Source organism: Kitasatospora sp. NPDC058184 (assembly GCF_042883725.1).
Lineage (GTDB): Bacteria > Actinomycetota > Actinomycetes > Streptomycetales > Streptomycetaceae > Kitasatospora.
Map to the genome: position 1 here is coordinate 1 of NZ_JBHVVE010000034.1, position 21,512 is coordinate 21,512.

The 21,512-nt window shown below is 71.3% G+C and carries 17 protein-coding genes and 1 pseudogene; 13 read left to right on the forward strand and 5 right to left on the reverse strand.

The window, feature by feature from the left end:
* Positions 1-131: 131 nt before the first annotated feature.
* Both ACFVXH_RS38085 and ACFVXH_RS38090 read right to left on the reverse strand, forming a co-directional pair.
* Positions 132-1,085 (reverse strand): PAC2 family protein, encoded by a 954-nt coding sequence (locus tag ACFVXH_RS38085; protein ID WP_049650984.1) that lies wholly within the window; start codon positions 1,083-1,085, stop codon positions 132-134.
* Between the two features lie 322 nt (positions 1,086-1,407).
* Positions 1,408-2,502, reverse strand: a complete 1,095-nt coding sequence (locus tag ACFVXH_RS38090) for a hypothetical protein (RefSeq protein WP_387830740.1) — start codon at positions 2,500-2,502, stop codon at positions 1,408-1,410.
* Between the two features lie 142 nt (positions 2,503-2,644).
* Between ACFVXH_RS38090 and metH the strand changes: the two genes are divergently transcribed.
* From metH to ACFVXH_RS38105, 3 genes are all read left to right on the forward strand, one after another.
* Positions 2,645-6,157 carry a methionine synthase gene (gene metH / locus ACFVXH_RS38095; RefSeq protein WP_049650983.1) on the forward strand — a complete coding sequence of 1,171 codons (3,513 nt, stop codon included), beginning with the start codon at positions 2,645-2,647 and terminating at the stop codon, positions 6,155-6,157.
* 139 nt (positions 6,158-6,296) lie between these two features.
* Complete coding sequence (locus tag ACFVXH_RS38100; protein WP_049650982.1) at positions 6,297-7,001, forward strand: HAD family phosphatase; 705 nt, start codon at positions 6,297-6,299, stop codon at positions 6,999-7,001.
* Positions 7,002-7,222: 221 nt separating this feature from the next.
* Positions 7,223-8,827, forward strand: a complete 1,605-nt coding sequence (locus tag ACFVXH_RS38105; RefSeq protein WP_387830742.1) for an ABC transporter substrate-binding protein — start codon at positions 7,223-7,225, stop codon at positions 8,825-8,827.
* A 97-nt stretch (positions 8,828-8,924) separates the two neighbouring features.
* Here ACFVXH_RS38105 and ACFVXH_RS38110 read toward each other — a convergent pair whose 3' ends face one another.
* Together ACFVXH_RS38110 and ACFVXH_RS38115 are read right to left on the reverse strand one after the other, a co-directional pair.
* The gene (locus tag ACFVXH_RS38110; RefSeq protein ID WP_049650980.1) at positions 8,925-9,596 is read right to left on the reverse strand and encodes a response regulator transcription factor; all 672 of its coding nucleotides are present in this window, start codon (positions 9,594-9,596) and stop codon (positions 8,925-8,927) included.
* Complete coding sequence (locus ACFVXH_RS38115) at positions 9,597-10,496, reverse strand: RecB family exonuclease (protein WP_049650979.1); 900 nt, start codon at positions 10,494-10,496, stop codon at positions 9,597-9,599.
* Positions 10,497-10,662: 166 nt separating this feature from the next.
* Between ACFVXH_RS38115 and ACFVXH_RS38120 the strand changes: the two genes are divergently transcribed.
* The 3 genes from ACFVXH_RS38120 (at position 10,663) to ACFVXH_RS38130 (ending at position 13,621) form a co-directional block, all read left to right on the forward strand.
* Positions 10,663-11,874 carry a site-2 protease family protein gene (locus tag ACFVXH_RS38120; RefSeq protein ID WP_074002318.1) on the forward strand — a complete coding sequence of 404 codons (1,212 nt, stop codon included), beginning with the start codon at positions 10,663-10,665 and terminating at the stop codon, positions 11,872-11,874.
* Positions 11,875-11,920: 46 nt separating this feature from the next.
* A complete protein-coding gene (locus ACFVXH_RS38125) occupies positions 11,921-12,880 on the forward strand; it encodes a tRNA (adenine-N1)-methyltransferase (RefSeq protein WP_049650977.1) in 960 nt (319 codons plus the stop codon).
* 129 nt (positions 12,881-13,009) lie between these two features.
* Complete coding sequence (locus ACFVXH_RS38130) at positions 13,010-13,621, forward strand: hypothetical protein (protein WP_387830745.1); 612 nt, start codon at positions 13,010-13,012, stop codon at positions 13,619-13,621.
* A gap of 12 nt (positions 13,622-13,633) precedes the next feature.
* On the opposite strand, the gene ACFVXH_RS38135 is transcribed toward ACFVXH_RS38130, so the two are convergent.
* Positions 13,634-13,936: a ferredoxin gene (locus ACFVXH_RS38135; RefSeq protein WP_049651996.1), complete on the reverse strand. Its 303-nt coding sequence runs from the start codon at positions 13,934-13,936 to the stop codon at positions 13,634-13,636.
* Positions 13,937-14,222: 286 nt separating this feature from the next.
* Between ACFVXH_RS38135 and arc the strand changes: the two genes are divergently transcribed.
* The 7 genes and pseudogenes from arc to pafA all read left to right on the forward strand — a co-directional run bounded on the left by arc (position 14,223) and on the right by pafA (position 21,397).
* Positions 14,223-15,989, forward strand: a complete 1,767-nt coding sequence (arc, locus tag ACFVXH_RS38140) for a proteasome ATPase (protein WP_049651997.1) — start codon at positions 14,223-14,225, stop codon at positions 15,987-15,989.
* 228 nt (positions 15,990-16,217) lie between these two features.
* Positions 16,218-17,729, forward strand: a complete 1,512-nt coding sequence (gene dop, locus ACFVXH_RS38145; RefSeq protein ID WP_387830748.1) for a depupylase/deamidase Dop — start codon at positions 16,218-16,220, stop codon at positions 17,727-17,729.
* A 174-nt stretch (positions 17,730-17,903) separates the two neighbouring features.
* Positions 17,904-18,122, forward strand: coding sequence for a ubiquitin-like protein Pup (locus ACFVXH_RS38150; protein ID WP_049652012.1), 219 nt, complete (start codon positions 17,904-17,906; stop codon positions 18,120-18,122).
* 132 nt (positions 18,123-18,254) lie between these two features.
* Positions 18,255-18,332 (forward strand): annotated as a pseudogene (locus tag ACFVXH_RS38155) (recombination endonuclease VII); the annotation flags it as partial.
* Positions 18,329-19,126, forward strand: a complete 798-nt coding sequence (gene prcB / locus ACFVXH_RS38160; RefSeq protein WP_369808298.1) for a proteasome subunit beta — start codon at positions 18,329-18,331, stop codon at positions 19,124-19,126. The pseudogene ACFVXH_RS38155 and the gene prcB, both read left to right, overlap by 4 nt.
* Before the next feature lie 32 nt (positions 19,127-19,158).
* Positions 19,159-19,914, forward strand: a complete 756-nt coding sequence (gene prcA / locus ACFVXH_RS38165; RefSeq protein WP_049652000.1) for a proteasome subunit alpha — start codon at positions 19,159-19,161, stop codon at positions 19,912-19,914.
* A 121-nt stretch (positions 19,915-20,035) separates the two neighbouring features.
* Positions 20,036-21,397, forward strand: a complete 1,362-nt coding sequence (gene pafA, locus ACFVXH_RS38170) for a Pup--protein ligase (protein WP_049652001.1) — start codon at positions 20,036-20,038, stop codon at positions 21,395-21,397.
* Positions 21,398-21,512 lie beyond the last annotated feature (115 nt).

A 21,512-nucleotide genomic window follows, 5' to 3' on the forward strand; every position in this document is an offset into this window, starting at 1 on the left:
GACGCTCGGCTGGGAAACCCCAGCCGAGCGTCTGCATAAACTCATCGCGGCCTAGACAACCGACCACGTGTTGCGACGACCACCAGAAACCGCCCGCGGTCCCGACGCCCCTTCGGCGTCTGCGGTCCGGGCTACTCGTCCTCGGCGCCGTCCTGGCTCTCCCGGGCGCCGCCCGGCGCCTCCGGATCGGCCGGCCGCTCCGCCGTGGCGTGCCCGGCCACCGGCTTCTCGCCGGTCGGCCCGACGTTCTCCCGGCGGCGCAGGTAGCGCTCGAACTCGCGGGCGATGGCGTCGCCGGAGGCCTCCGGCAGCTCCGCGGTGTCCTGCGCCTCCTCCAGCTGCTGGACGTACTCGGCCACCTCGCTGTCCTCGGCGGCCAGCTGGTCCACGCCGAGCTGCCAGGCCCGGGCGTCCTCGGCGAGCTCGCCCGGCGGGATGCGCAGGTCCAGCAGGTCCTCGAGCTTGTTGACCAGGGCCAGGGTGGCCTTCGGGTTCGGCGGCTGCGAGACGTAGTGCGGCACCGCGGCCCACAGCGTCACGGCCGGCACCCCGGCGTGGGTGCAGGCCTCCTGGAGCACCCCGACGATGCCGGTGGGGCCCTCGTAGCGGCTCTCCTCCAGGTCCAGCCGGCGGGCCAGGTCCGGGTCGGAGGTGACCCCGCTGACGGGCACCGGGCGGCTGTGCGGGGTGTCCCCGAGCAGGGCGCCCAGGATCACCACCAGCTCGACGCCCAGCTCGTGGGCGAAGCCCAGCAGCTCGTTGCAGAACGAGCGCCAGCGCATGCTCGGCTCGATGCCGCGGACCAGCACGACGTCCCTGGTCGTCGGCTCCGTCACCCGGATCACCGAGAGCCGGGTGGTCGGCCAGGTGATCCGGCGGATGCCGCCGTCCAGCCAGACCGTGGGCCGGTTGACCTGGAAGTCGTAGTAGTCCTCCGCGTCCAGCGCGGCGAACACCTTGCCGTTCCAGGTCTCGTCGAGGTGTGCCAGAGCCGCGGAGGCGGCGTCGCCCGCGTCGTTCCAGCCCTCGAAGGCGCAGACCATCACCGGGTCGATCAACTCGGGAACATCTTCCAGCTCGATCACCCAGCGTCTCCCTCCGGTCGGCGGTCGGACCTGCGCCGCCCCGGCTGGCCTGCCGGGGCGCCGACGGGCCGGCTGCCGACTGTCGAACCTCTCGTCTCCCATGGAACGCCTCGCTCCATGGTCCCTACCTGCCCAGCCTACGGGCTTTGATGCGCACCGCGGCCGGGCACCGGGACAGTCTGGGGGAGCGGACCGCCGGGATCCACCGGATATCGGCGGCGCCGGAGCTGACGGTCCGTCAGGCGTTCACCAGGGGCGGAGCGTGTTCGACCGGCGACGCGCTGTGCCCGCCGCCGCCCGGCGCACGGGCCCGCCGGGCGCGCTACTCCGGGTCCACCCAGCCGTCGCGGTACGCCGTCCAGTGCTCGGGCAGCGCGGCGAAGTCCACGTACAGCGCGACGCCGAAGCCGGCCCGCCGCCGGTCCTCCCGGCCCAGGCCCAGCCGGACGCCCCGGACGGCGGCCCGGACGGTCTCGGCGTCGCCCCAGTGCCCCCACTTGTCGTCCCAGAAGAACGGCAGGCCCATCAGCAGGTCCACGTCGGCCGGGGTGGCCCGCAGGGCGAGTTCGGTCTGCCGGGCGACGTAGCCGCCGTACAGCGGCTCGGTGGGCATCGAGGTGTCATAGCTCATCACCGCGATCTGGTCGACCCGGCGGGCGGTCTCGGTGAAGTACGCCTGGTCCCACCACTTGCCGTGGTCGGTGAGCAGGATGCCGGCCGTGTGCAGGCCGGGGACCGGGTCGATCTGCGGGGCCGCCACCGACAGTTTGGCGCCGCGCCCCGCGGTGACCGGGCGGACCTGGTCGAGCAGGGCCAGCCAGCCCGCCGAACCGGGGCGGATCGGCTCCATGTCGAAGTGCACCCCGTCGAAGCCGAGGTCCAGCACCTGGCGGGCGGAGGCGGTGACCCGGTCCCGGGTCGGGCCGTCCTCCAGGTCCAGGGCGTCCTTCTCCGGCTTGACCTCGTCGCCCAGCCAGCCCTGCAGCCGTACGCCGGGCAGCTCCCGGTGCACGGTGTCGGTGAACCAGCGGCCCCGGGGGTGGACGGCGGGCGGCAGCGAGCCGTCGTGCTCCAGCGGGCCGGTGTGCACGTAGAGGTCCCGGATGCCGGTGCCGGCCAGTAGCCGGCCGAGCGCGGCCACGTCGGCCTCGGTCCTGCGGCCGTCCACCCAGGCGTGGCCGAGCCAGAGCGCGTCCCGGCCCCGGGTGCGGGCGTCGGCGGCGGGCTCGCCGGTGTAGTGCAGCCGGAACAGTACGAACACCGAGCCCAGCGCGGTGGCCGGCACGGCCGCCGCCAGCACCAGGGCCAGCAGTGACCGGCGCCACCACGACCACGCCCGCCAGCGGTCGCGCAGCACGCGGAACGGGGCCGTCAGGGCCCGACCGGCTCGCTGCGCGGAGGTCCCGAATCGGGCCACGCGCTTGCTCCCCCCTTGCGGTCGAACGCTCAGGATACGGAATGGAACGGCGGGCCGACCCGTGGGCCGGATACCCTGGCCACGTGCGGGCCCGAGCAAGCGGGTCCGCAAAGCCGACAGCCGTCGCACCAGGGAGAAGCCCATGGCCACAGCAGCCACCCCGTCCATCACTCAGCAGAACCGTGCGAACGCGCTGCGTGAAGCGCTCGCCACCCGGGTGGTGGTCGCCGACGGTGCCATGGGCACCATGCTCCAGGCGCAGGACCCGACGCTGGAGGACTTCCAGAACCTCGAAGGCTGCAACGAGGTCCTCAACATCACCCGCCCGGACATCGTCCGGTCCGTCCACGAGGCCTACTTCGGGGTCGGCGTGGACTGCGTGGAGACCAACACCTTCGGCGCCAACTTCAGCGCCCTCGGCGAGTACGAGATCGCCGAGCGGATCTTCGAGCTGTCCGAGTCCGGCGCCCGGATCGCCCGCGAGGCGGCCGACGCCCACGCCGCCGCCGACGGCCGCACCCGCTGGGTGCTCGGCTCGATCGGCCCCGGCACCAAGCTGCCGACGCTCGGCCACGCCCCGTACGAGACGCTGCGCGACGGGTTCCAGCAGAACGCGGCCGGCCTGATCGCCGGCGGCGCCGACGCGCTGCTGGTCGAGACCAGCCAGGACCTGCTGCAGACCAAGGCAGCCATCCTGGGCTCCAAGCGGGCCCTGGCCGAGGCCGGCCTGGACCTGCCGGTGCTGGTGCAGGTGACGGTGGAGACCACCGGCACCATGCTGCTCGGCTCGGAGATCGGCGCCGCGCTCACCGCGCTGGAGCCGCTGGGCGTCGACTACATCGGCCTCAACTGCGCCACCGGCCCGGCCGAGATGAGCGAGCACCTGCGCTACCTGGCCAAGAACGCCCGGATCGGCCTGTCCTGCATGCCGAACGCGGGCCTGCCGGTGCTCGGCAAGGACGGCGCCCACTACCCGCTCTCCCCGGCCGAACTGGCCGACGCCCACGACGTGTTCACCCGCGAGTACGGCCTCTCGCTGGTCGGCGGCTGCTGCGGCACCACCCCCGAGCACCTGCGCCAGGTGGTCGAGCGGGTCCAGGGCCGCCCGATCGCCCCGCGCGACCCCCGCCCCGAGCCCTCGGCGGCCTCGCTGTACCAGGCCGTGCCGTTCCGCCAGGACACCTCGTACCTGGCGATCGGCGAGCGCACCAACGCCAACGGCTCGAAGAAGTTCCGCGAGTCGATGCTGGCCGGCGACTGGCAGGCCTGCGTGGAGATCGCCCGCGACCAGATCCGGGACGGCTCCCACCTGCTGGACCTCTGCGTGGACTACGTCGGCCGCGACGGCGTCGCCGACATGAAGGAGATCGCCGGCCGGCTGGCCACCGCCTCCACCCTGCCGATCGTGCTGGACTCCACCGAGCCGCAGGTGCTGCGGGCCGGCCTGGAGGCGCTCGGCGGCCGCGCGGTGCTCAACTCGGTCAACTACGAGGACGGCAACGCCCCGGACTCGCGCTTCGGCCGGATCGCCTCGCTGGCCCGCGAGCACGGCGCCGGCCTGATCGCGCTGACCATCGACGAGGAGGGCCAGGCCCGCACCGCCGACAAGAAGGTCGAGATCGCCGAGCGGCTGATCGCCGAGCTCACCGCCGACTACGGCGTCGACGAGGGCTCCATCCTGGTCGACTGCCTCACCTTCACCCTGGCCACCGGCCAGGAGGAGTCCCGCCGGGACGGCATCGAGACCATCGAGGCGATCCGCGAGCTCAAGCGCCGCCGCCCGGCCGTGCAGACCACGCTGGGCCTGTCCAACATCTCCTTCGGCCTCAACCCGGCCGCCCGGGTGGTGCTGAACTCGGTCTTCCTGCACGAGTGCGTGGAGGCCGGCCTGGACTCGGCGATCGTGCACGCCTCCAAGATCCTGCCGATCTCCCGGATCCCCGAGGACCAGCGCGAGGCCGCCCTCGACCTGGTCTACGACCGCCGCCGGGACGGCTACGACCCGCTGCAGCACCTGCTGGAGCTGTTCGACGGCGTCTCCTCGGCCTCGGTCAAGGCGTCCAAGGCGGAGGAGCTGGCCGCGCTGCCGCTGGACGAGCGCCTCCAGCGCCGGATCATCGACGGCGAGCGCAAGGGCCTGGAGGCCGACCTGGACGAGGCGCTGGCCGGTCGGCCCGCGCTGGAGATCATCAACGACACCCTGCTGTCCGGCATGAAGGTGGTCGGCGAGCTCTTCGGCTCCGGCCAGATGCAGCTGCCGTTCGTGCTCCAGTCCGCCGAGGTGATGAAGACCGCGGTGGCCCACCTGGAGCCGCACATGGAGAAGTCCGACAGCGAGGGCAAGGGCACCATCGTGCTGGCCACCGTCAAGGGCGACGTCCACGACATCGGCAAGAACCTGGTCGACATCATCCTGTCCAACAACGGCTACAACGTGGTCAACCTGGGCATCAAGCAGCCGGTCTCGGCGATCCTGGACGCCGCGCAGGAGCACAACGCGGACGTCATCGGGATGTCCGGCCTGCTGGTGAAGTCCACCGTGATCATGAAGGAGAACCTGGAGGAGCTGAACCAGCGCAAGCTGGCCGCGAGCTTCCCGGTGATCCTCGGGGGCGCCGCGCTCACCCGGGCCTACGTCGAGCAGGACCTGCACGAGATCTACGAGGGCGAGGTCCGCTACGCCCGGGACGCCTTCGAGGGCCTGCGGCTGATGGACGCGCTGATCGCGGTCAAGCGCGGCGTGCCCGGCGCGGCCCTGCCGGAGCTCAAGCAGCGCCGGCACGCCCGGGTCGAGGTGGAGGAGCCGGAGCCCGAGGTCAACCTCGGCCAGATCCGCTCCGACGTCGCCGTCGACAACGCCGTGCCCGTCCCGCCGTTCTGGGGCGACCGGATCGTCAAGGGCATCCCGTTCGCGGACTACGCCTCCTGGCTGGACGAGGACGCGCTGTTCAAGGGCCAGTGGGGCCTGAAGGCCTCCCGGGCCGGCGACGGGCCGTCCTACGAGGAGCTGGTGGAGACCGAGGGCCGGCCGCGGCTGCGGGCCTGGCTGGACCGCCTGCAGACCGAGGGCTGGCTGGAGGCCGCCGTGGTCTACGGCTACTACCCGGCCAATTCCAAGGGCGACGACCTGATCGTCTTCCACGAGGACGGCACCGAGCGCACCCGCTTCACCTTCCCGCGCCAGCGGCGCGGGCGCCGGCTCTGCCTGGCCGACTTCTTCCGCCCGGAGGAGTCCGGGGTGCGGGACGTGGTGGGCCTCCAGGTGGTCACCATGGGCAACCGGATCTCCGAGGCGGCCAACGAGCTGTTCGCCGAGAACTCCTACCGGGACTACCTGGAGCTGCACGGCCTCTCGGTGCAGCTGGCCGAGGCGCTGGCCGAGTTCTGGCACGCGCGGGTCCGCTACGAGCTGGGCTTCTCCGGCGAGGACCCGCAGGACGTCAAGGACATGTTCGCGCTCAAGTACCGCGGCGCCCGCTTCTCGCTCGGCTACGGGGCCTGCCCCGAGCTGGAGGACCGGGCCAAGATCGCCGAGCTGCTGAAGCCGGAGCGGATCGGCGTGGTGCTCTCCGAGGAGTTCCAGCTCCACCCGGAGCAGTCCACCGACGCGATCGTGATCCACCACCCGGAGGCGAAGTACTTCAACGCCCGGTAACCCCCGGTTCCCGCCGCATTCGCTCTTTCCGGACGAAGCGGGCGTATCCTTGATGATCCTGAACGGGCCGGTCCGCTCACCTGCGGGCCGGCCCGTGCCTTCCCCGGGGCCGCCCGGGCCTGCCGGAAGGACCCCCGCCATGACCACCAGCCCCACTGCCACGCGCATCCTCGACCACGGGGACGACCGCGGGCTCCAGGCGGTGCTGCTGGACATGGACGGGACGCTGGTGGACACCGAGGACTTCTGGTGGCAGGCCGAGGCCTCGCTCTTCGCCGAGCTGGGCCACGAGCTGGACGAGGCGGACCGCGCCCACGTGGTCGGCGGTCCGATGGCCAGGGTGATGGAGTACCTGGTCGCCCGGACCGGGGCGGACATCGCGCCGGCGGACCTCGGCGTGCTGGTCAACCAGCGCTTCGTCGACCTGCTGGCGGGCGGCGTGCCGCTCATGCCGGGCGCCGAGCGGCTGCTCAACACCCTTGCCGCGCACGGCATCCCGGCCGCCCTGGTGTCCGCCTCGCACCGGCACGTGATCGACATCGTGCTGCGCTCGCTGGGCGCCCACCACTTCGCCTTCAGCATCGGCGGGGACGAGGTGCCGCGCACCAAGCCGTTCCCGGACCCGTACCTGGAGGCGGCCCGGCGGCTGGGCGCGGAGCCGGCCCGCTGCGTGGTCGTCGAGGACACCCCGACCGGGGTGCGGGCGGGCGAGGCGGCCGGCTGCCCGGTGATCGCGGTGCCCTCGGTGGCGCCGGTCGAGCCGGCTCCGGGGCGGCTGGTGGTGTCCTCGCTGGAGCAGGTCGACCTCGACCTGCTGCGCTCCCTGGTCGCCTCGCGGGTGTGATTGTCGTCTCATTGCGAGACGGCTCTACTCGCCGGTACGAGGCCCGGCGAGCCCCCGGACCGGCGCTGCCGGGGGAGAAAACGGTCATTGGCTGACAACTCGTCGGGCGCGCGGTGATGCCCTCAACGACCGTGTCCCAAACGTCATCTGCACGGGTACCGGTCGTGCGTGTTCGATATGGCACGCTACTCCAGTTCGTGCCACCCAGAAGGACGCGCCTCGTGAAGACTTCAGCTGAACGCCTGGCAGTACTCGGTTGCGCCGGCCTGGTCGCCGTGTCGGTGGCGGGCTGCGGATCGGTGACCGACGTGGTCAAGGGGGACAGCGGCAAGTCCATCACCATGGGCACCAGCCAGCTGACCGGTGTCCTGGACCCGGCCGCCGCCTACGACTCCGGCTCCTGGCTGCTGCTGCGCAACACCTTCCAGTCGCTGCTCACCTTCCAGGCCGCCGCCAGCGCGCCCTCCCCGGACGCCGCGCAGTCCTGCGAGTTCACCAGCGCCGAGGCCACCGAGTACCACTGCACCCTGAAGCCCGGTCTGAAGTTCTCCAACGGGCACCCGATGACGGCCCAGGACGTGGTCTTCTCGATCGAGCGCACCAAGAAGATCAACGACCAGAACGGCCCGGTCGAACTGCTGGACTCGATCAAGTCCGTCGAGGCCAAGGGCGACAACGAGGTGCTCTTCCACCTCTCCGCGCCCGACGCCACCCTGCCGGCCAAGCTGGCGAGCCCGGCCGGCGCCATCGTGGACCACCAGGTCTACCCCGCCGACAAGGTCGTCCCCAACGACAAGCTGATCGGCTCCGGCCCGTACCGCATCGACTCGGTCGAGAACCTGAACGGCGGCAAGCAGCTGGGCAAGGTCGTGCTGTCGGCCAACGACAAGTACGGCGGCGAGGCCAAGCTCCGGAACGGCAAGTTCACCGTGCGGTACTTCGACAAGGCCGAGGACCTGAAGACCGCGCTGGACAAGAGCGAGATCGACCTCACCGACAACAGCCTGGAGCCGAACACCGCCGCCCAGGTCCGCTCCGACCAGCAGGGCGGCAAGGCCGACCTCCAGGTGACCGAGGGCGACAGCAACGACACCCGTTCGCTGGTCCTCAACACCAAGGACCCGCTGATGAGCAACGTCGCGGTCCGCCAGGCCGTCGCCCAGATGATGGACCGCAAGGCGCTGGCCCGCGACGTCTTCGCCCGCACCGTCCAGGCGCTCTACTCCATGGTCCCGGCCGGCCTGCCCGGCCACACCACGGCCTTCTTCGACCGCTACGGCGACCAGGACGTGAACAAGGCCAAGAAGATCCTGGCCGACGCCAAGGTCCAGACCCCGGTCAAGTTCACGCTGACCTGGTCCCGTTCGCGGGCCGGCAGCAACGAGGCCGAGACGCTGAAGAAGCAGCTGGAGACCGGCGGCCTGTTCCAGGTGACGCTCGCCCAGGAGCCGGACTGGGACTCGTACCGCAAGGGCTGGGCCGAGAGCAAGTACCAGGCGTACATCATCGGTTGGTTCGCCGACTACCCGGACCCGGACAACTACCTCGCCCCGCTGCTGATCAACGGCGGTGCGTACCACCACGGTTGGGACGACCCGCGGATCAGCGGCCGGCTGGTGCCGGAGGGCCTCAAGCAGACCGACCGCAGCGCCGCGGCCGGCACCTACGCGCAGATACAGCAGATCGAGGCCGAGAACGTGCCGCTGATCCCGCTGTACCAGAACAAGTCCTTCTTCGCGGCCCGCTCGTACGTCACCGGCGTCGAGTCCACCGTCGACACCACCGGCTACTTCCGCTTCTGGGAGATCAGCCGGACCAACAAGTAGCGCCCGCAGGACGGCGGCCCGCCCGCTTCCCCGTCGGTACGGGGGAGCGGACGGGCCGCCGTGACGTTTCTGCCGCCCTGGGGCCGCTACCGGCCCGCTACAGGGCGCCCGGGCGCACCAGCCCGCTCTCGTAGGCGTACACCGCCGCCTGCACCCGGTCGCGCAGCTGGAGCTTGGTCAGCACATGGCCCACGTGGGTCTTCACGGTGGTCTCGCTGACGAACAGCTCGGCCGCGATCTCCGCGTTCGACAGCCCGCGCGCCACCAGCTTCAGCACCTCCAGCTCACGCTCGGTCAGCGCGCCCAGCGCCTGCGGCGGCGCCTCGTCGCCCGAGGGCAGCTTGGTGGCGTACATGTCCAGCAGCCGGCGGGTGATGCTCGGCGCCAGCATCGCCGCGCCGTCCGCGACCACCCGGATCGCCTGCACCAGCTCCTCGGCCGGGACGTCCTTCAGCAGGAAGCCGCTGGCGCCCGCGCGCAGCGCCTCCACCACGTACTCGTCCAGGTCGAAGGTGGTCAGCACCAGCACCTTGGCCGGGCCGTCGCGCCCCGGGCCGGCGATCCGGCGGGTCGCCTCGACGCCGTCCATCCTGGGCATCCGGATGTCCATCAGCACCACGTCGGGCTGCAGCGCCCGCACCTGGTCCAGCGCCTGCTGGCCGTCGCCGGCCTCGCCGACCACCACCAGGTCGGACTCGGCCTCCAGAATCATCCGGAAACCGGTGCGCAGCAGCGGCTGGTCGTCGACCAGCAGCACTCGGATCGTCACCTAGGACTCCTTGCTCATCGGATCCCCCGTGGGATCGCTTTCATCCGACGTACGGGCCAGCGGCAGCGGGTACGGCGGCGGGGTGCCGCCGAACTCCGGGCAGCTGGCCTGGTGGTCGCACCAGTCGCAGAGGCGGTTGCGGGTCGCCGGGAAGTCCCCGGTGGCCACCGCGTGGCCGATCCGCTCCCACAGCGCCCGGAGCTTGCGCTCCACCGCGAGCAGGTCCGCCTCGTCCGGGTCGTAGCTGACCACGTCCCCGCCCCCGCCGAGGTAGACCAGCTGGAGGCGCTTGGGGAGCACGCCCTTCCAGCGCCACACCACCAGGGCGTAGAACTTCATCTGGAACATCGCCTTGCCCTCGAAGTCCCGCGAGGGCGCCCGGCCGGTCTTGTAGTCCACCAGCCGGACCTCGCCGGTCGGGGCGACGTCCACCCGGTCGATGTAGCCGCGCAGCAGCAGCCCCGAGTCCAGGGCCGTCTCCACGTAGAGCTCCCGCTCCACCGGGTGCAGCCGGGTCGGGTCCTCCAGCCGGAACCACTGGCCGACCAGCTTCTCGGCGTCCGCCAGCCAGCGGGTGAGCGCCGCACCGTCCGGGTCGTCCGGGAACAGCGAGCCCAGCTCCGGGCGCTCGCCCAGCAGCCGCTCCCACTGCGGGCGCAGCAGGCCCAGCGCCCGGTCCGGGGTCCGCTCGGCCGCCGGGCTGTCGAACAGCCGCTCCAGCACCGCGTGCACCAGCGTGCCCCGGGTCGCCGCCGAGCTCGGCGGCTCGGGCAGCCGGTCGATCACCCGCAGCCGGTACAGCAGGGGACAGGTGAGGAAGTCCCCCGCTCGGGACGGGGAGAGCCCGGTCGGGGGTGCCGCCGGGCGCCCGGCGGCACTGCTGGTCTGGGTGTGCTGCATGGCTACGACCCTATTGCCCTTTGCTGTCATCCCGCTGCCACGGTGCTGCCACAGCCGCCGGTGAGTGGGTATGAAGGCAGAAGGAGGGCCGCGCAGCGCCGGGGGGCCGCGATCACGTAGCGTGGGCGCACCGGGCACGACGGGGGAGACGACCGAAGGGATCACGGTGAGCGACAGCAGGGGGCAGCAGCCCTCCGAACGGCCACCGCAGGCGGGCGACGGGCGCCCGGCCGCGCCGCCGCCCGAGCGCCGCGGCGGAATCCTGATGGGCCGGCCCTTCGGCGTGCCCATCTACGTCACCCCCTCCTGGTTCGTCATCGCCGCGCTGATCACCTGGGTGTTCGGCGGGCAGCTGGGCGACGTGCTGCCCGACCTCGGCGGCGCCCGCTACCTGGTTGCGTTCTTCTTCGCGGTCGCCTTCTACGCCTCCGTCCTGGTGCACGAGCTCGCCCACACGCTGGTGGCACTGCGGTACAAGCTCGGGGTGCGGCGGATCCAGCTCCAGTTCTTCGGCGGGGTCTCCGAGATCGAGAACGAGGCGGAGAGCCCCTGGCGGGAGTTCTGGCTGGCCTTCGTCGGCCCGCTGCTCTCGCTGCTGCTCGGCGGCGTGTTCTACCTCGGGGTGCGGGCGGTGGAGCTGTCCACCGTGCCCGGGGTGCTGCTCACCGGCCTGATGGTCTCCAACCTGGTGGTCGCCGCCTTCAACCTGCTGCCCGGCCTGCCGCTGGACGGCGGCCGGATGCTGCGCGCGGTCGTCTGGGCGATCACCGGCCGGCCGATGACCGGCACGGTGGCCGCCGCCTGGGTCGGCCGCGGGCTGGCCGTCGCCGTGCTGATCGGCCTGCCGCTGCTGAGCGCCGCCCGCGGGGTCGAGCGCACCACCACCGACACCCTGGTGGACGCGGTGCTGGCCGCGGTGCTCGCCGCGATCATCTGGAACGGCGCCACCGGCAGCCTGCGCAACGCCCGGCTCAAGGAGGTGCTGCCCTCCCTGCGGCTGCGCGAGCTGGCCCGGCGGGCCGTCGAGGTCACCGCCGACACCCCGCTCGGCGAGGCGCTGCGCCGCGCCCGCGAGGCCGGGGCTGGCGCGGTGATCGTGGTGGACGGCCGGGGCGAGCCGATCGCCCTCGTCCGGGAGTCCGCCGTCCGCTCGGTGCCCGAGCACCGCCGCCCCTGGGTGGCCGTCGGCCCGCTCGCCCGCGACCTCGAACCCGGGCTGCGGCTGGACGCCGACCTCGGCGGCGAGGACCTGCTGCGGGCCGTCCAGGCCACCCCGGCGGGGGAGTACCTGGTGGTCGAGCCGGACGGCCGGGTGTACGGCGTGGCCGCGCTCAGCGACATCGAGCAGCGGCTGACCGCCGCCGTCTCCGGCCGCTGATCATGGTGGTAAGGCGGAAGGCTCCGCTTCCCTTAGGATTGTCCGCATGTCCGAACCGACCGGTGCCGCCCGCCGACGCGGGCCCTTCCAGGTCGGGGACCAGGTCCAGCTGACCGACCCCAAGGGTCGCCACTACACGTTCACGCTCCAGGCCGGGAACCAGTTCCACACCCACAAGGGTGCGTTCCCGCACGACGAGCTGATCGGCGCCCCCGAAGGCACGGTCGTGCGCACCACGGGGAACGTCCCGTACCTCGCGCTGCGCCCCCTGCTCCCCGACTACGTCCTGTCCATGCCGCGCGGCGCCGCCGTGATCTACCCCAAGGACGCGGGGCAGATCCTGGCGATGGCCGACATCTTCGCCGGCGCCCGCGTCGTCGAGGCCGGCGTCGGCTCCGGCGCGCTCTCCACCTACCTGCTGCGCGCCGTCGGCGACACCGGCATGCTGGCCTCCTACGAGCGCCGGCAGGACTTCGCCGACATCGCCCAGGGCAACGTCGAGCGCTACTTCGGCGGCCCGCACCCGGCGTGGAAGCTCACCGTCGGCGACCTCCAGGACAACCTGGTCGAGACCGACGTCGACCGCGTCATCCTCGACATGCTGGCGCCCTGGGAGTGCCTGGACGTCGCCTCCAAGGCGCTCGTCCCCGGCGGCCTCATCTGCTGCTACGTGGCCACCACCACGCAGATGTCGAAGACCGTCGAGGCGCTGCGCGACCACGGCACCTTCACCGAGCCGCAGGCCTGGGAGACCATGGTCCGCACCTGGCACCTGGAGGGCCTGGCGGTCCGCCCGGACCACCGGATGATCGGCCACACCGGCTTCCTGCTCACCGCCCGCCGCCTGGCGGACGGCGTCGAGCCGCCGCTGCGCCGCCGCCGTCCGGCCAAGGGCGCGTACGGCGAGGACTACGACAACGGGACGCCCGAGCCCACCCTCCAGGAGCGCGCCGCCGCCCGCAAGGCCGCCCAGGCCACGGAGGCGGACCAGCCCGACCTGGGCTGAGCCCCGAACCCACCGACAAGGGGTGGTACGAGCACACCGCTCGTACCACCCCTTTCGCATTCCGCCGATCACGGTGTGGGACGATGCTGGCTCACGCCTTGGCTCTTGGAGCGCTGGAGGGGACGCCTGGTGGAGACCGCGGTCGGGACGACGGCGACGGTTGGACAGCAGACACCGCGGGGCCGTTCCGGGCCCGGGCACGCGCGCACCGTCCCCTGGCACTGGGCCGTCGCCCTGGCCGGCTGCGGCGCGGTGGTGGCGGCCGCGCTCGCGGCCTCCCCGGCGACCGGCACCCCGGTGCCCGCGCACGGCACCCCCCAGGCCCTCGTCGCGAGCGCCGCCCCCGACCCGGCCCGGGCCCAACTCCCGCTGGACTGCGGCCCGTTCCCGGTCAAGACGGCGCTCAGCGTGCCGGCCCGGCTCGGCGACGGGCGCCCCGGCACGGTGGTCGCCGCGCACTGCGCCGCCGAGACCGGCACCCCGCCGGACGCCGTCTACCTGCTCGGCTTCGGCCCGGGCGGGCGCCCCGAGGTGGTGGCCACCCTGCTCCCCGAGCGCGAGAACCTCACCGTGAGCCGGATCGCGGTGCGTTCGGACGGCGCCATCACCGGCCACGCGCAGGGGTATTCGAGCGAGGACGTGCCGCGGTTCCGGCCCGACATCTCGCTCGACCTCACCTGGACGCAGCGGAGCGGCGGCTGGGAACGCTCCCAGACCGCCGCCCCGCTCCACCAGGCCTGAGCCCGGCCCGTTCTACTCCGCGTCCGGCCCGTACACCTCGACCCGGTCGGCGACCCGGCGCACGTGGATGCAGTCGCCGGGGCACTCCTTCGCCGAGTCCACCACGTCCTGAAGGATCGTCAGCGGCACCGGGGCACTCTCCCCGGGCTGCTGGCGCAGCTCGTCGTCCGGCCCCTTCACGTAGGCCAGCCCGTCGATGTCGAGCTCGAAGACCTCGGGCGCGTACTGCACGCAGATGCCGTCACCGGTGCACAGATCCTGGTCGATCCACACCTCCAGCGCCTCGGCCGCCGCCGTCTGCTCGGTCACCGACATGGTCCCCTGCCGTTTCTGTCCCGGGTCGCCCCTATTCCTGGAGCAATCCCGCCATTCGTACAACGATCGGACCTCGACTTGTGGTCGCGATCGGATATCACTTCGCTCGACGATACATCTGGCCCGCTTTGGGTGGTGCGCGGTGGGTATCCCCCTTAGCAGAGGGGAAGCACGCTGGGGCGAAGATCGGACACGCCCGTTCCATCTTTCTTGATCTAGGGGTTTACGGACCCCTGGTCCCAGGTAGGGTCTGGAAGCGTCCAGCTCCCCGGAGGAGGTGAGGACCGTGGCAGCCCACGATGACGACTACAACCGCAGCACCGGCAGGCCCGCTCGTGGTTCCGACGAGGCCGCTCAGGTCTCGTACCTTGAGCAGGAAATCGCCGTGCTGCGCCGCAAGCTCGCCGACTCGCCGCGCAATTCGAGGATCCTCGAAGAGCGGATCGTCGAGCTCCAGACCAACCTGGCGGGCGTGACCGCCCAGAACGAACGGCTCGCCTCCACCCTGCGAGAGGCCCGCGACCAGATCGTGGCCCTCAAGGAGGAAGTGGACCGGCTGGCACAGCCCCCGGCCGGCTTCGGCACCTTCCTCGACGCGAACGAGGACGGCACCGCGGACATCTTCACCGGCGGGCGCAAGCTCCGCGTGAACGTCAGCCCGAGCGTCGCCCTCGACGAGGTGCGGCGCGGCCAGGAAGTGATGCTCAACGAGGCCCTCAACATCGTGGACGCGATGGCCTTCGAGAACATCGGCGAGATCGTCACCCTCAAGGAGCTCCTGGAGGACGGCGAGCGCGCCCTGGTGCTGGGGCACACCGACGAGGAGCGGGTGGTGCGCCTCGCCGAACCGCTGCGCGGGCTGACCATCCGGTCCGGGGACGCCCTGCTGCTGGAGCCCCGCTCCGGCTACGTCTTCGAGGTCGTCCCGAAGTCCGAGGTCGAGGAGTTGGTCCTCGAGGAGGTCCCGGACATCGACTACCGCCAGATCGGCGGCCTGAGCAACCAGATCGAGCTGATCCGCGACGCGGTCGAGCTGCCGTACCTGCACGCCGACCTCTTCAAGGAGTACGAGCTGCGCCCGCCCAAGGGCGTGCTGCTCTACGGCCCGCCCGGCTGCGGCAAGACGCTGATCGCCAAGGCGGTCGCCAACTCGCTGGCGAAGAAGGTGGCCGAGGTCACCGGACGCCCCCAGGGGAAGAGCTACTTCCTCAACATCAAGGGCCCCGAGCTGCTCAACAAGTACGTGGGCGAGACCGAGCGGCAGATCCGCCTGGTGTTCCAGCGGGCCCGGGAGAAGGCGGGCGAGGGCACGCCCGTCATCGTCTTCTTCGACGAGATGGAGTCGCTGTTCCGCACCCGCGGTTCCGGCGTCAGCTCGGACGTGGAGAACACCATCGTCCCGCAGCTGCTCGCCGAGATCGACGGCGTGGAGGGCCTGGAGAACGTCATCGTCATCGGCGCCTCGAACCGCGAGGACATGATCGACCCGGCGATCCTGCGGCCCGGCCGCCTGGACGTCAAGATCAAGATCGAGCGCCCGGACGCCGAGGCCGCGAAGGACATCTTCTCCAAGTACCTCAAGGACTCGCTGCCGTTCCACCCGGACGACCTCAAGGAGCACGAGGGCTCCGTCGAGGCCACGGTGGTCGCGATGATCCAGTCGGTGGTGGAGCGGATGTACTCCGAGACCGAGGAGAACCGCTTCCTGGAGGTCACCTACGCCAACGGTGACAAGGAGGTCCTGTACTTCAAGGACTTCAACTCCGGCGCGATGATCCAGAACATCGTCGACCGCGCGAAGAAGATGGCCATCAAGGACTTCCTCGACCACGGTCAGCGGGGCCTGCGCGTCTCCCACCTGCTCGCCGCCTGCGTCGACGAGTTCAAGGAGAACGAGGACCTTCCGAACACCACCAACCCGGACGACTGGGCCCGCATCTCCGGCAAGAAGGGCGAGCGGATCGTCTTCATCCGCACGCTGGTCACCGGCAAGCAGGGCGCCGAGTCCGGCCGCTCGATCGACACTGTCGCCAACACGGGGCAGTACCTGTAAGCACGCGGTTGTCCGGGCCGGCAGCGGTCCCCGGAGCTGTACGCACACCGTCCGGCTGTGGCGCCTCGCGGCCCCGCAGCCGGACGGCGCGTCTCCGGGCCCGCCGTTCGGCGCCGGGTTCTAGGCTCGACCCACCGTGCGCGGGCAGAGGCCCGGCACCGGTGTTGTTCGGCGGTACGTCAGAGTGCTCCGCCCGTCGGGGGCGGTGCACCGGGCAAGGAGGGCCGCATGACCGTACGGCGCGTGATGGGCATCGAGACGGAGTACGGGATCTCCGTGCCCGGGCACCCCAACGCCAACGCCATGCTCACCTCGTCCCAGATCGTCAACGCGTACGCGGCGGCGATGCACCGGGCACGGCGGGCCCGCTGGGACTTCGAGGAGGAGAATCCGCTGCGCGACGCACGGGGGTTCGACCTGGCCCGCGAGGTCGCGGACGCCAGCCAGCTGACCGACGAGGACATCGGCCTCGCCAACGTCATCCTCACCAACGGGGCCCGGTTCTACGTGGACCACGCGCACCCCGAGTACAGCTCGCCCGAGGTGACCAACCCGCGCGACGCCGTGCTCTGGGACAAGGCCGGCGAGCGGATCATGGCCGCCGCCGCGCAGCGCGCGCTGGAACTGCCCAACGGGCAGACCATCCACCTGTACAAGAACAACACCGACAACAAGGGCGCCTCCTACGGCACCCACGAGAACTACCTGATGAAGCGGGCGACACCGTTCGCCGACATCGTCCGCCACCTCACCCCGTTCTTCGTCTCCCGCCAGGTGGTCGCCGGCGCCGGCCGGGTCGGCATCGGCCAGGACGGCTCGGCGCACGGCTTCCAGCTCAGCCAGCGGGCGGACTACTTCGAGGTCGAGGTGGGCCTGGAGACGACGCTCAAGCGCCCGATCATCAACACCCGGGACGAACCCCACGCCGACGCCGAGAAGTACCGCCGGCTGCACGTGATCATCGGCGACGCCAACCTCTCCGAGATCTCCACCTACCTCAAGCTGGGCACCACCGCGCTGGTGCTGTCGATGATCGAGGACTCGTTCATCGCCGCCGACCTCGCCGTCGACCAGCCGGTGCGCACCCTGCACCGGGTCTCCCACGACCCGACGCTCAAGCACCTGATCACCCTGCGCAACGGGCGCAAGCTCACCGCCGTCCAGCTCCAGCTCGAGTACTTCGAGCTGGCCCGCAAGTACGTCGAGGACCGCTTCGGCACCGACGCGGACGAGCAGACGGTGGACGTGCTGACCCGCTGGGAGGACGTCCTCGGCCGGCTGGAGCGCGACCCGATGTCGCTGTCCCGGCAGCTGGACTGGGTCGCCAAGCGGGAGATCCTGGAGGGCTACCGCAGCCGGGACGCCCTGGAGTGGGAGAACCCGCGGCTGCACCTGGTCGACCTCCAGTACAGCGACGTACGGCCCGAGAAGGGCCTCTACAACCGCCTGGTGGCTCGCGGGCGGTTCGAGCGGCTGCTCACCGAGGGCGAGGTCGAGCGGGCCGTCTCCAAGCCGCCGGACGACACCCGGGCGTACTTCCGCGGGCGCTGCCTGGAGCAGTACGCGGAGCACGTCGCGGCGGCCTCCTGGGACTCGGTGATCTTCGACCTGCCCGGCCGGGACTCGCTGCAGCGCGTGCCCACCCTGGAACCGCTGCGCGGGACCCGCAACCACGTCAAGGAGCTGCTGGACCGCTGCCGCACGGCCGAGGACCTGCTCCGGGTGCTGTCCGGCGGGTAACTTTTCGATCACCATGGGTGAACGTCCGCCGAATGGGAATCATCCGGGGTGGCAGCGGGTGTTGGACAGGAAGCGCCACCGGCAAACCGGGAGCGGCAGTCGCACCTTGTGTATAGGGTCGGTGCAGCAAGCAACGACCCAACCGTGCCAGACGAATCGAGCGGGGTGAGGGAAATGGCGAGCAAGGACACCGGCGGCGGCCAGCAGCGGGCGAACCGCTCCTCCGAGGAGGTCGAGGAGCAGGCCGCGGAAAGCCAGAATTCCGAGGACCTCAAGGAGCGCCAGGAAAAGCTGAGCGACGACGTCGACGCGGTTCTGGACGAAATCGACGAGGTCCTCGAGTCGAATGCCGAGGATTTCGTTCGCGGATTCGTCCAGAAGGGCGGGCAATAGCCCGGTCCGGGCATTCCGAATTCACGGTCGCGACCGATCGGGGCGGCCGGGCGGCGAACACCGCCCGGCCGTCCGGCACCGGCCCCTCCACCCGTGGACAGTGATCGTCGGGCGGGTAGGGTGCGGGCAGCGCGCGCTTCAAGCTACCTGGAAGGAATCGTGTGGAAGCCAACACTCGTGGCACCGGGCGTCTACCGGCTGCCTTCCTGACCCCGGGGTCGTCCTCGTTCCTCGACTTCCTCGCCGAGCACAAGCCGGAGATGGTCCCCGGGCTCCGGGGGCTCCCCGAGGGCGTCGTGGTCGAGGCCCCGCACGGGACCACGCTCGTGGCCGCGATCTTCGACGGCGGCGTCGTGATCGCGGGTGACCGCCGGGCGACGATGGGCAACGTGATCGCCCAGCGGGACATGGAGAAGGTCTTCCCGGCCGACGAGTACAGCGCGGTCGGCATCGCCGGCACCGCCGGCCTCGCGGTCGAGATGGTCCGGCTGTTCCAGCTGGAGCTGGAGCACTACGAGAAGATCGAGGGCGCCACCCTCTCCCTGGAGGGCAAGGCCAACCGGCTCACCACCATGATCCGGGGCAACCTGGGCATGGCGATGCAGGGCCTCGCGGTGGTGCCGCTGTTCGCCGGCTACGACCTGGACCTCGGCCGCGGCCGGATCTTCAACTACGACGTCACCGGCGGGCGGTCCGAGGAGCGCGGCTTCGCCGCCACCGGCTCGGGCTCGGTCTTCGCCCGCGGCTCGCTGAAGAAGCTCTACCGCGACGGCCTGACGGCCGACCAGGCCGCCACCCTGGTCGTCCAGGCCCTGTACGACGCGGCGGACGACGACTCCGCCACCGGCGGCCCGGACCTCGCCCGGAAGATCTTCCCGATCGTCTCGCTGATCACCGAGGACGGCTTCCGCCGGCTCACCGACGCGGAGGTGACGGAGATCGTCGTCGCCATCACCGACGAGCGCCTGGACCGGCCCAACGGCCCGCAGGCCCCGCTGATCTAGCCATCACCTCACAGGAAAGGGGACGACCGCCGGTGTCGACACCGTTCTACGTCTCGCCCCAGCAGGCCATGGCGGACCGCGCGGAGTACGCCCGCAAGGGCATCGCGCGCGGCCGCAGCGTGGTCGTGCTCACCTACGCCGACGGCATCGTCTTCGTCGCGGAGAACACCTCCAGGGCGCTCCACAAGGTCTCCGAGATCTACGACAAGATCGCCTTCGCGGCGGTCGGCCGCTACAACGAGTTCGAGAACCTGCGCATCGGCGGCGTCCGCTACGCCGACCTGCGCGGCTACTCCTACGACCGGGCCGACGTCACGGCCCGCGGCCTGGCCAACGTGTACGCCCAGACCCTGGGCACCATCTTCTCCTCGGTCGGCGAGAAGCCGTACGAGGTCGAGCTGATCGTGGCCGAGGTCGGCCGCACCCCTGACAACGACCAGATCTACCGGCTCACGCCGGACGGTTCGGTCGTGGACGAGAAGAACTACGTGGTGGTCGGCGGCAACGCCGACTCGATCGGCAACTACCTGGGCCAGCGCCACCGCGCCGGCATCGGCCTCACCGAGGCGGTGAAGCTCGCCGTGGACTCGCTCGCCCGCGACCCCAACGGCGGCAGCCCGCGCGGCCTCACGCCGGAGCAGCTGGAGGTGGCGGTCCTCGACCGCCAGCGGTTCCAGCAGCGCAAGTTCAAGCGGATCCTGGGCAACCAGCTGGGCCGGCTGCTCGACGGGGACCAGTCCGCGGAAGCGGACGACGAGGACAACCCGGCGGACGGCACGCCGGTGTAGCAGTGCCTGTGGAGTCCCGGACGGCGGCCCCGCCGCCGTCGTCCGGGACTCCGGTGCCCCTGCGGCGGCCCAGTCGTCGTGGAGGCGGTTTCGGACAGCTCCGACAGAGAATGGAGTGCTCATGGACCGCCGGATTTTCGGGCTGGAGAACGAGTACGGCGTGACCTGCACGTTCCGCGGGCAGCGACGGCTGTCCCCGGACGAGGTGGCGCGGTACCTGTTCCGCCGGGTCGTCTCCTGGGGCCGCAGCAGCAACGTCTTCCTGCGCAACGGCGCCCGCCTCTACCTCGACGTCGGCTCCCACCCCGAGTACGCCACCCCCGAGTGCGACGACGTCGTCGAGCTGGTGACGCACGACAAGGCCGGTGAGCGCATCCTCGAGGGGCTCCTGGTGGACGCCGAGCGCCGGCTGCACGAGGAGGGCATTGCCGGGGACGTCTACCTCTTCAAGAACAACACCGACTCGGCCGGGAACTCCTACGGCTGCCACGAGAACTACTGCGTGGCCCGGCACGGGGAGTTCTCCCGGCTGGCCGACGTGCTGATCCCGTTCCTGGTCACCCGGCAGCTGATCTGCGGCGCGGGCAAGGTGCTCCAGACCCCGCGCGGCGCGGTGTTCTGCGTCAGCCAGCGGGCCGAGCACATCTGGGAGGGCGTCAGCTCCGCCACCACCCGCTCGCGCCCGATCATCAACACCCGGGACGAGCCGCACGCGGACGCCGAGCGCTACCGCCGGCTGCACGTGATCGTCGGCGACTCCAACATGTCGGAGACCACGACGCTGCTCAAGGTCGGCTCCACCGACCTGGTGCTGCGGATGATCGAGGCCGGCGTGGTGATGCGCGACCTCACCCTGGAGAACCCGATCCGGGCGATCCGCGAGGTCAGCCACGACCTCACCGGCACCCACCAGGTGCGGCTCGCCAACGGCCGGGAGGCCAGCGCGCTGGACATCCAGGAGGAGTACTACACCAAGGCCCTGGAGTTCGCGGACCGCAAGGGCATCAACACCGGCACCGTCGCCCGGGTCCTCGACCTGTGGGGCCGCACCCTGGAGGCCGTCCGCAGCGAGCGGCTGGACGGGGTCGCCCAGGAGATCGACTGGATCATGAAGTACAAGCTCATCGAGCGCTACCGCGAGAAGCACCAGATGAGCATGTCCAACCCGCGGGTGGCGCAGATCGACCTCGCGTACCACGACATCCACCGCCGCCGCGGCCTGTTCTACCTGCTCCAGGGCAAGGGCCAGGCGCAGCGGGTGACCACCGACCTCAAGACCTTCGAGGCCAAGTCGATCCCGCCGCAGACCACCCGGGCCCGGCTGCGCGGGGACTTCATCCGGCGGGCCCAGGAGCAGCGCCGGGACTTCACGGTCGACTGGGTGCACCTGAAGCTGAACGACCAGGCGCAGCGCACGGTGCTGTGCAAGGACCCGTTCCGTTCGGTGGACGAGCGGGTGGAGAAGCTGATCGCGGGGATGTAGCCCCCGGCTGTGTGATCAAGGCGGCGTCCGGCCCCGGTGGTGTCTACCGGGGCCGGACGCGTGCCGGGCATACGCTGTCCGTCGAGTCAGGAGAGCCGACTTCGACCGACAGTTA

Bases quoted from the DNA above. Each gene is read 5' to 3' on its own strand.
- ACFVXH_RS38125 (WP_049650977.1), top strand. From the start codon at position 11,921: ATGTCCGAACCGACCGGTGCCGCCCGCCGACGCGGGCCCTTCCAGGTC.
- pafA (WP_049652001.1), top strand. From the start codon at position 20,036: ATGGACCGCCGGATTTTCGGGCTGGAGAACGAGTACGGCGTGACCTGC.
- ACFVXH_RS38115 (WP_049650979.1), bottom strand. From the start codon at position 10,496: ATGCAGCACACCCAGACCAGCAGTGCCGCCGGGCGCCCGGCGGCACCC.
- metH (WP_049650983.1), top strand. From the start codon at position 2,645: ATGGCCACAGCAGCCACCCCGTCCATCACTCAGCAGAACCGTGCGAAC.
- ACFVXH_RS38135 (WP_049651996.1), bottom strand. From the start codon at position 13,936: ATGTCGGTGACCGAGCAGACGGCGGCGGCCGAGGCGCTGGAGGTGTGG.
- ACFVXH_RS38150 (WP_049652012.1), top strand. From the start codon at position 17,904: ATGGCGAGCAAGGACACCGGCGGCGGCCAGCAGCGGGCGAACCGCTCC.
- ACFVXH_RS38100 (WP_049650982.1), top strand. From the start codon at position 6,297: ATGACCACCAGCCCCACTGCCACGCGCATCCTCGACCACGGGGACGAC.
- dop (WP_387830748.1), top strand. From the start codon at position 16,218: ATGACCGTACGGCGCGTGATGGGCATCGAGACGGAGTACGGGATCTCC.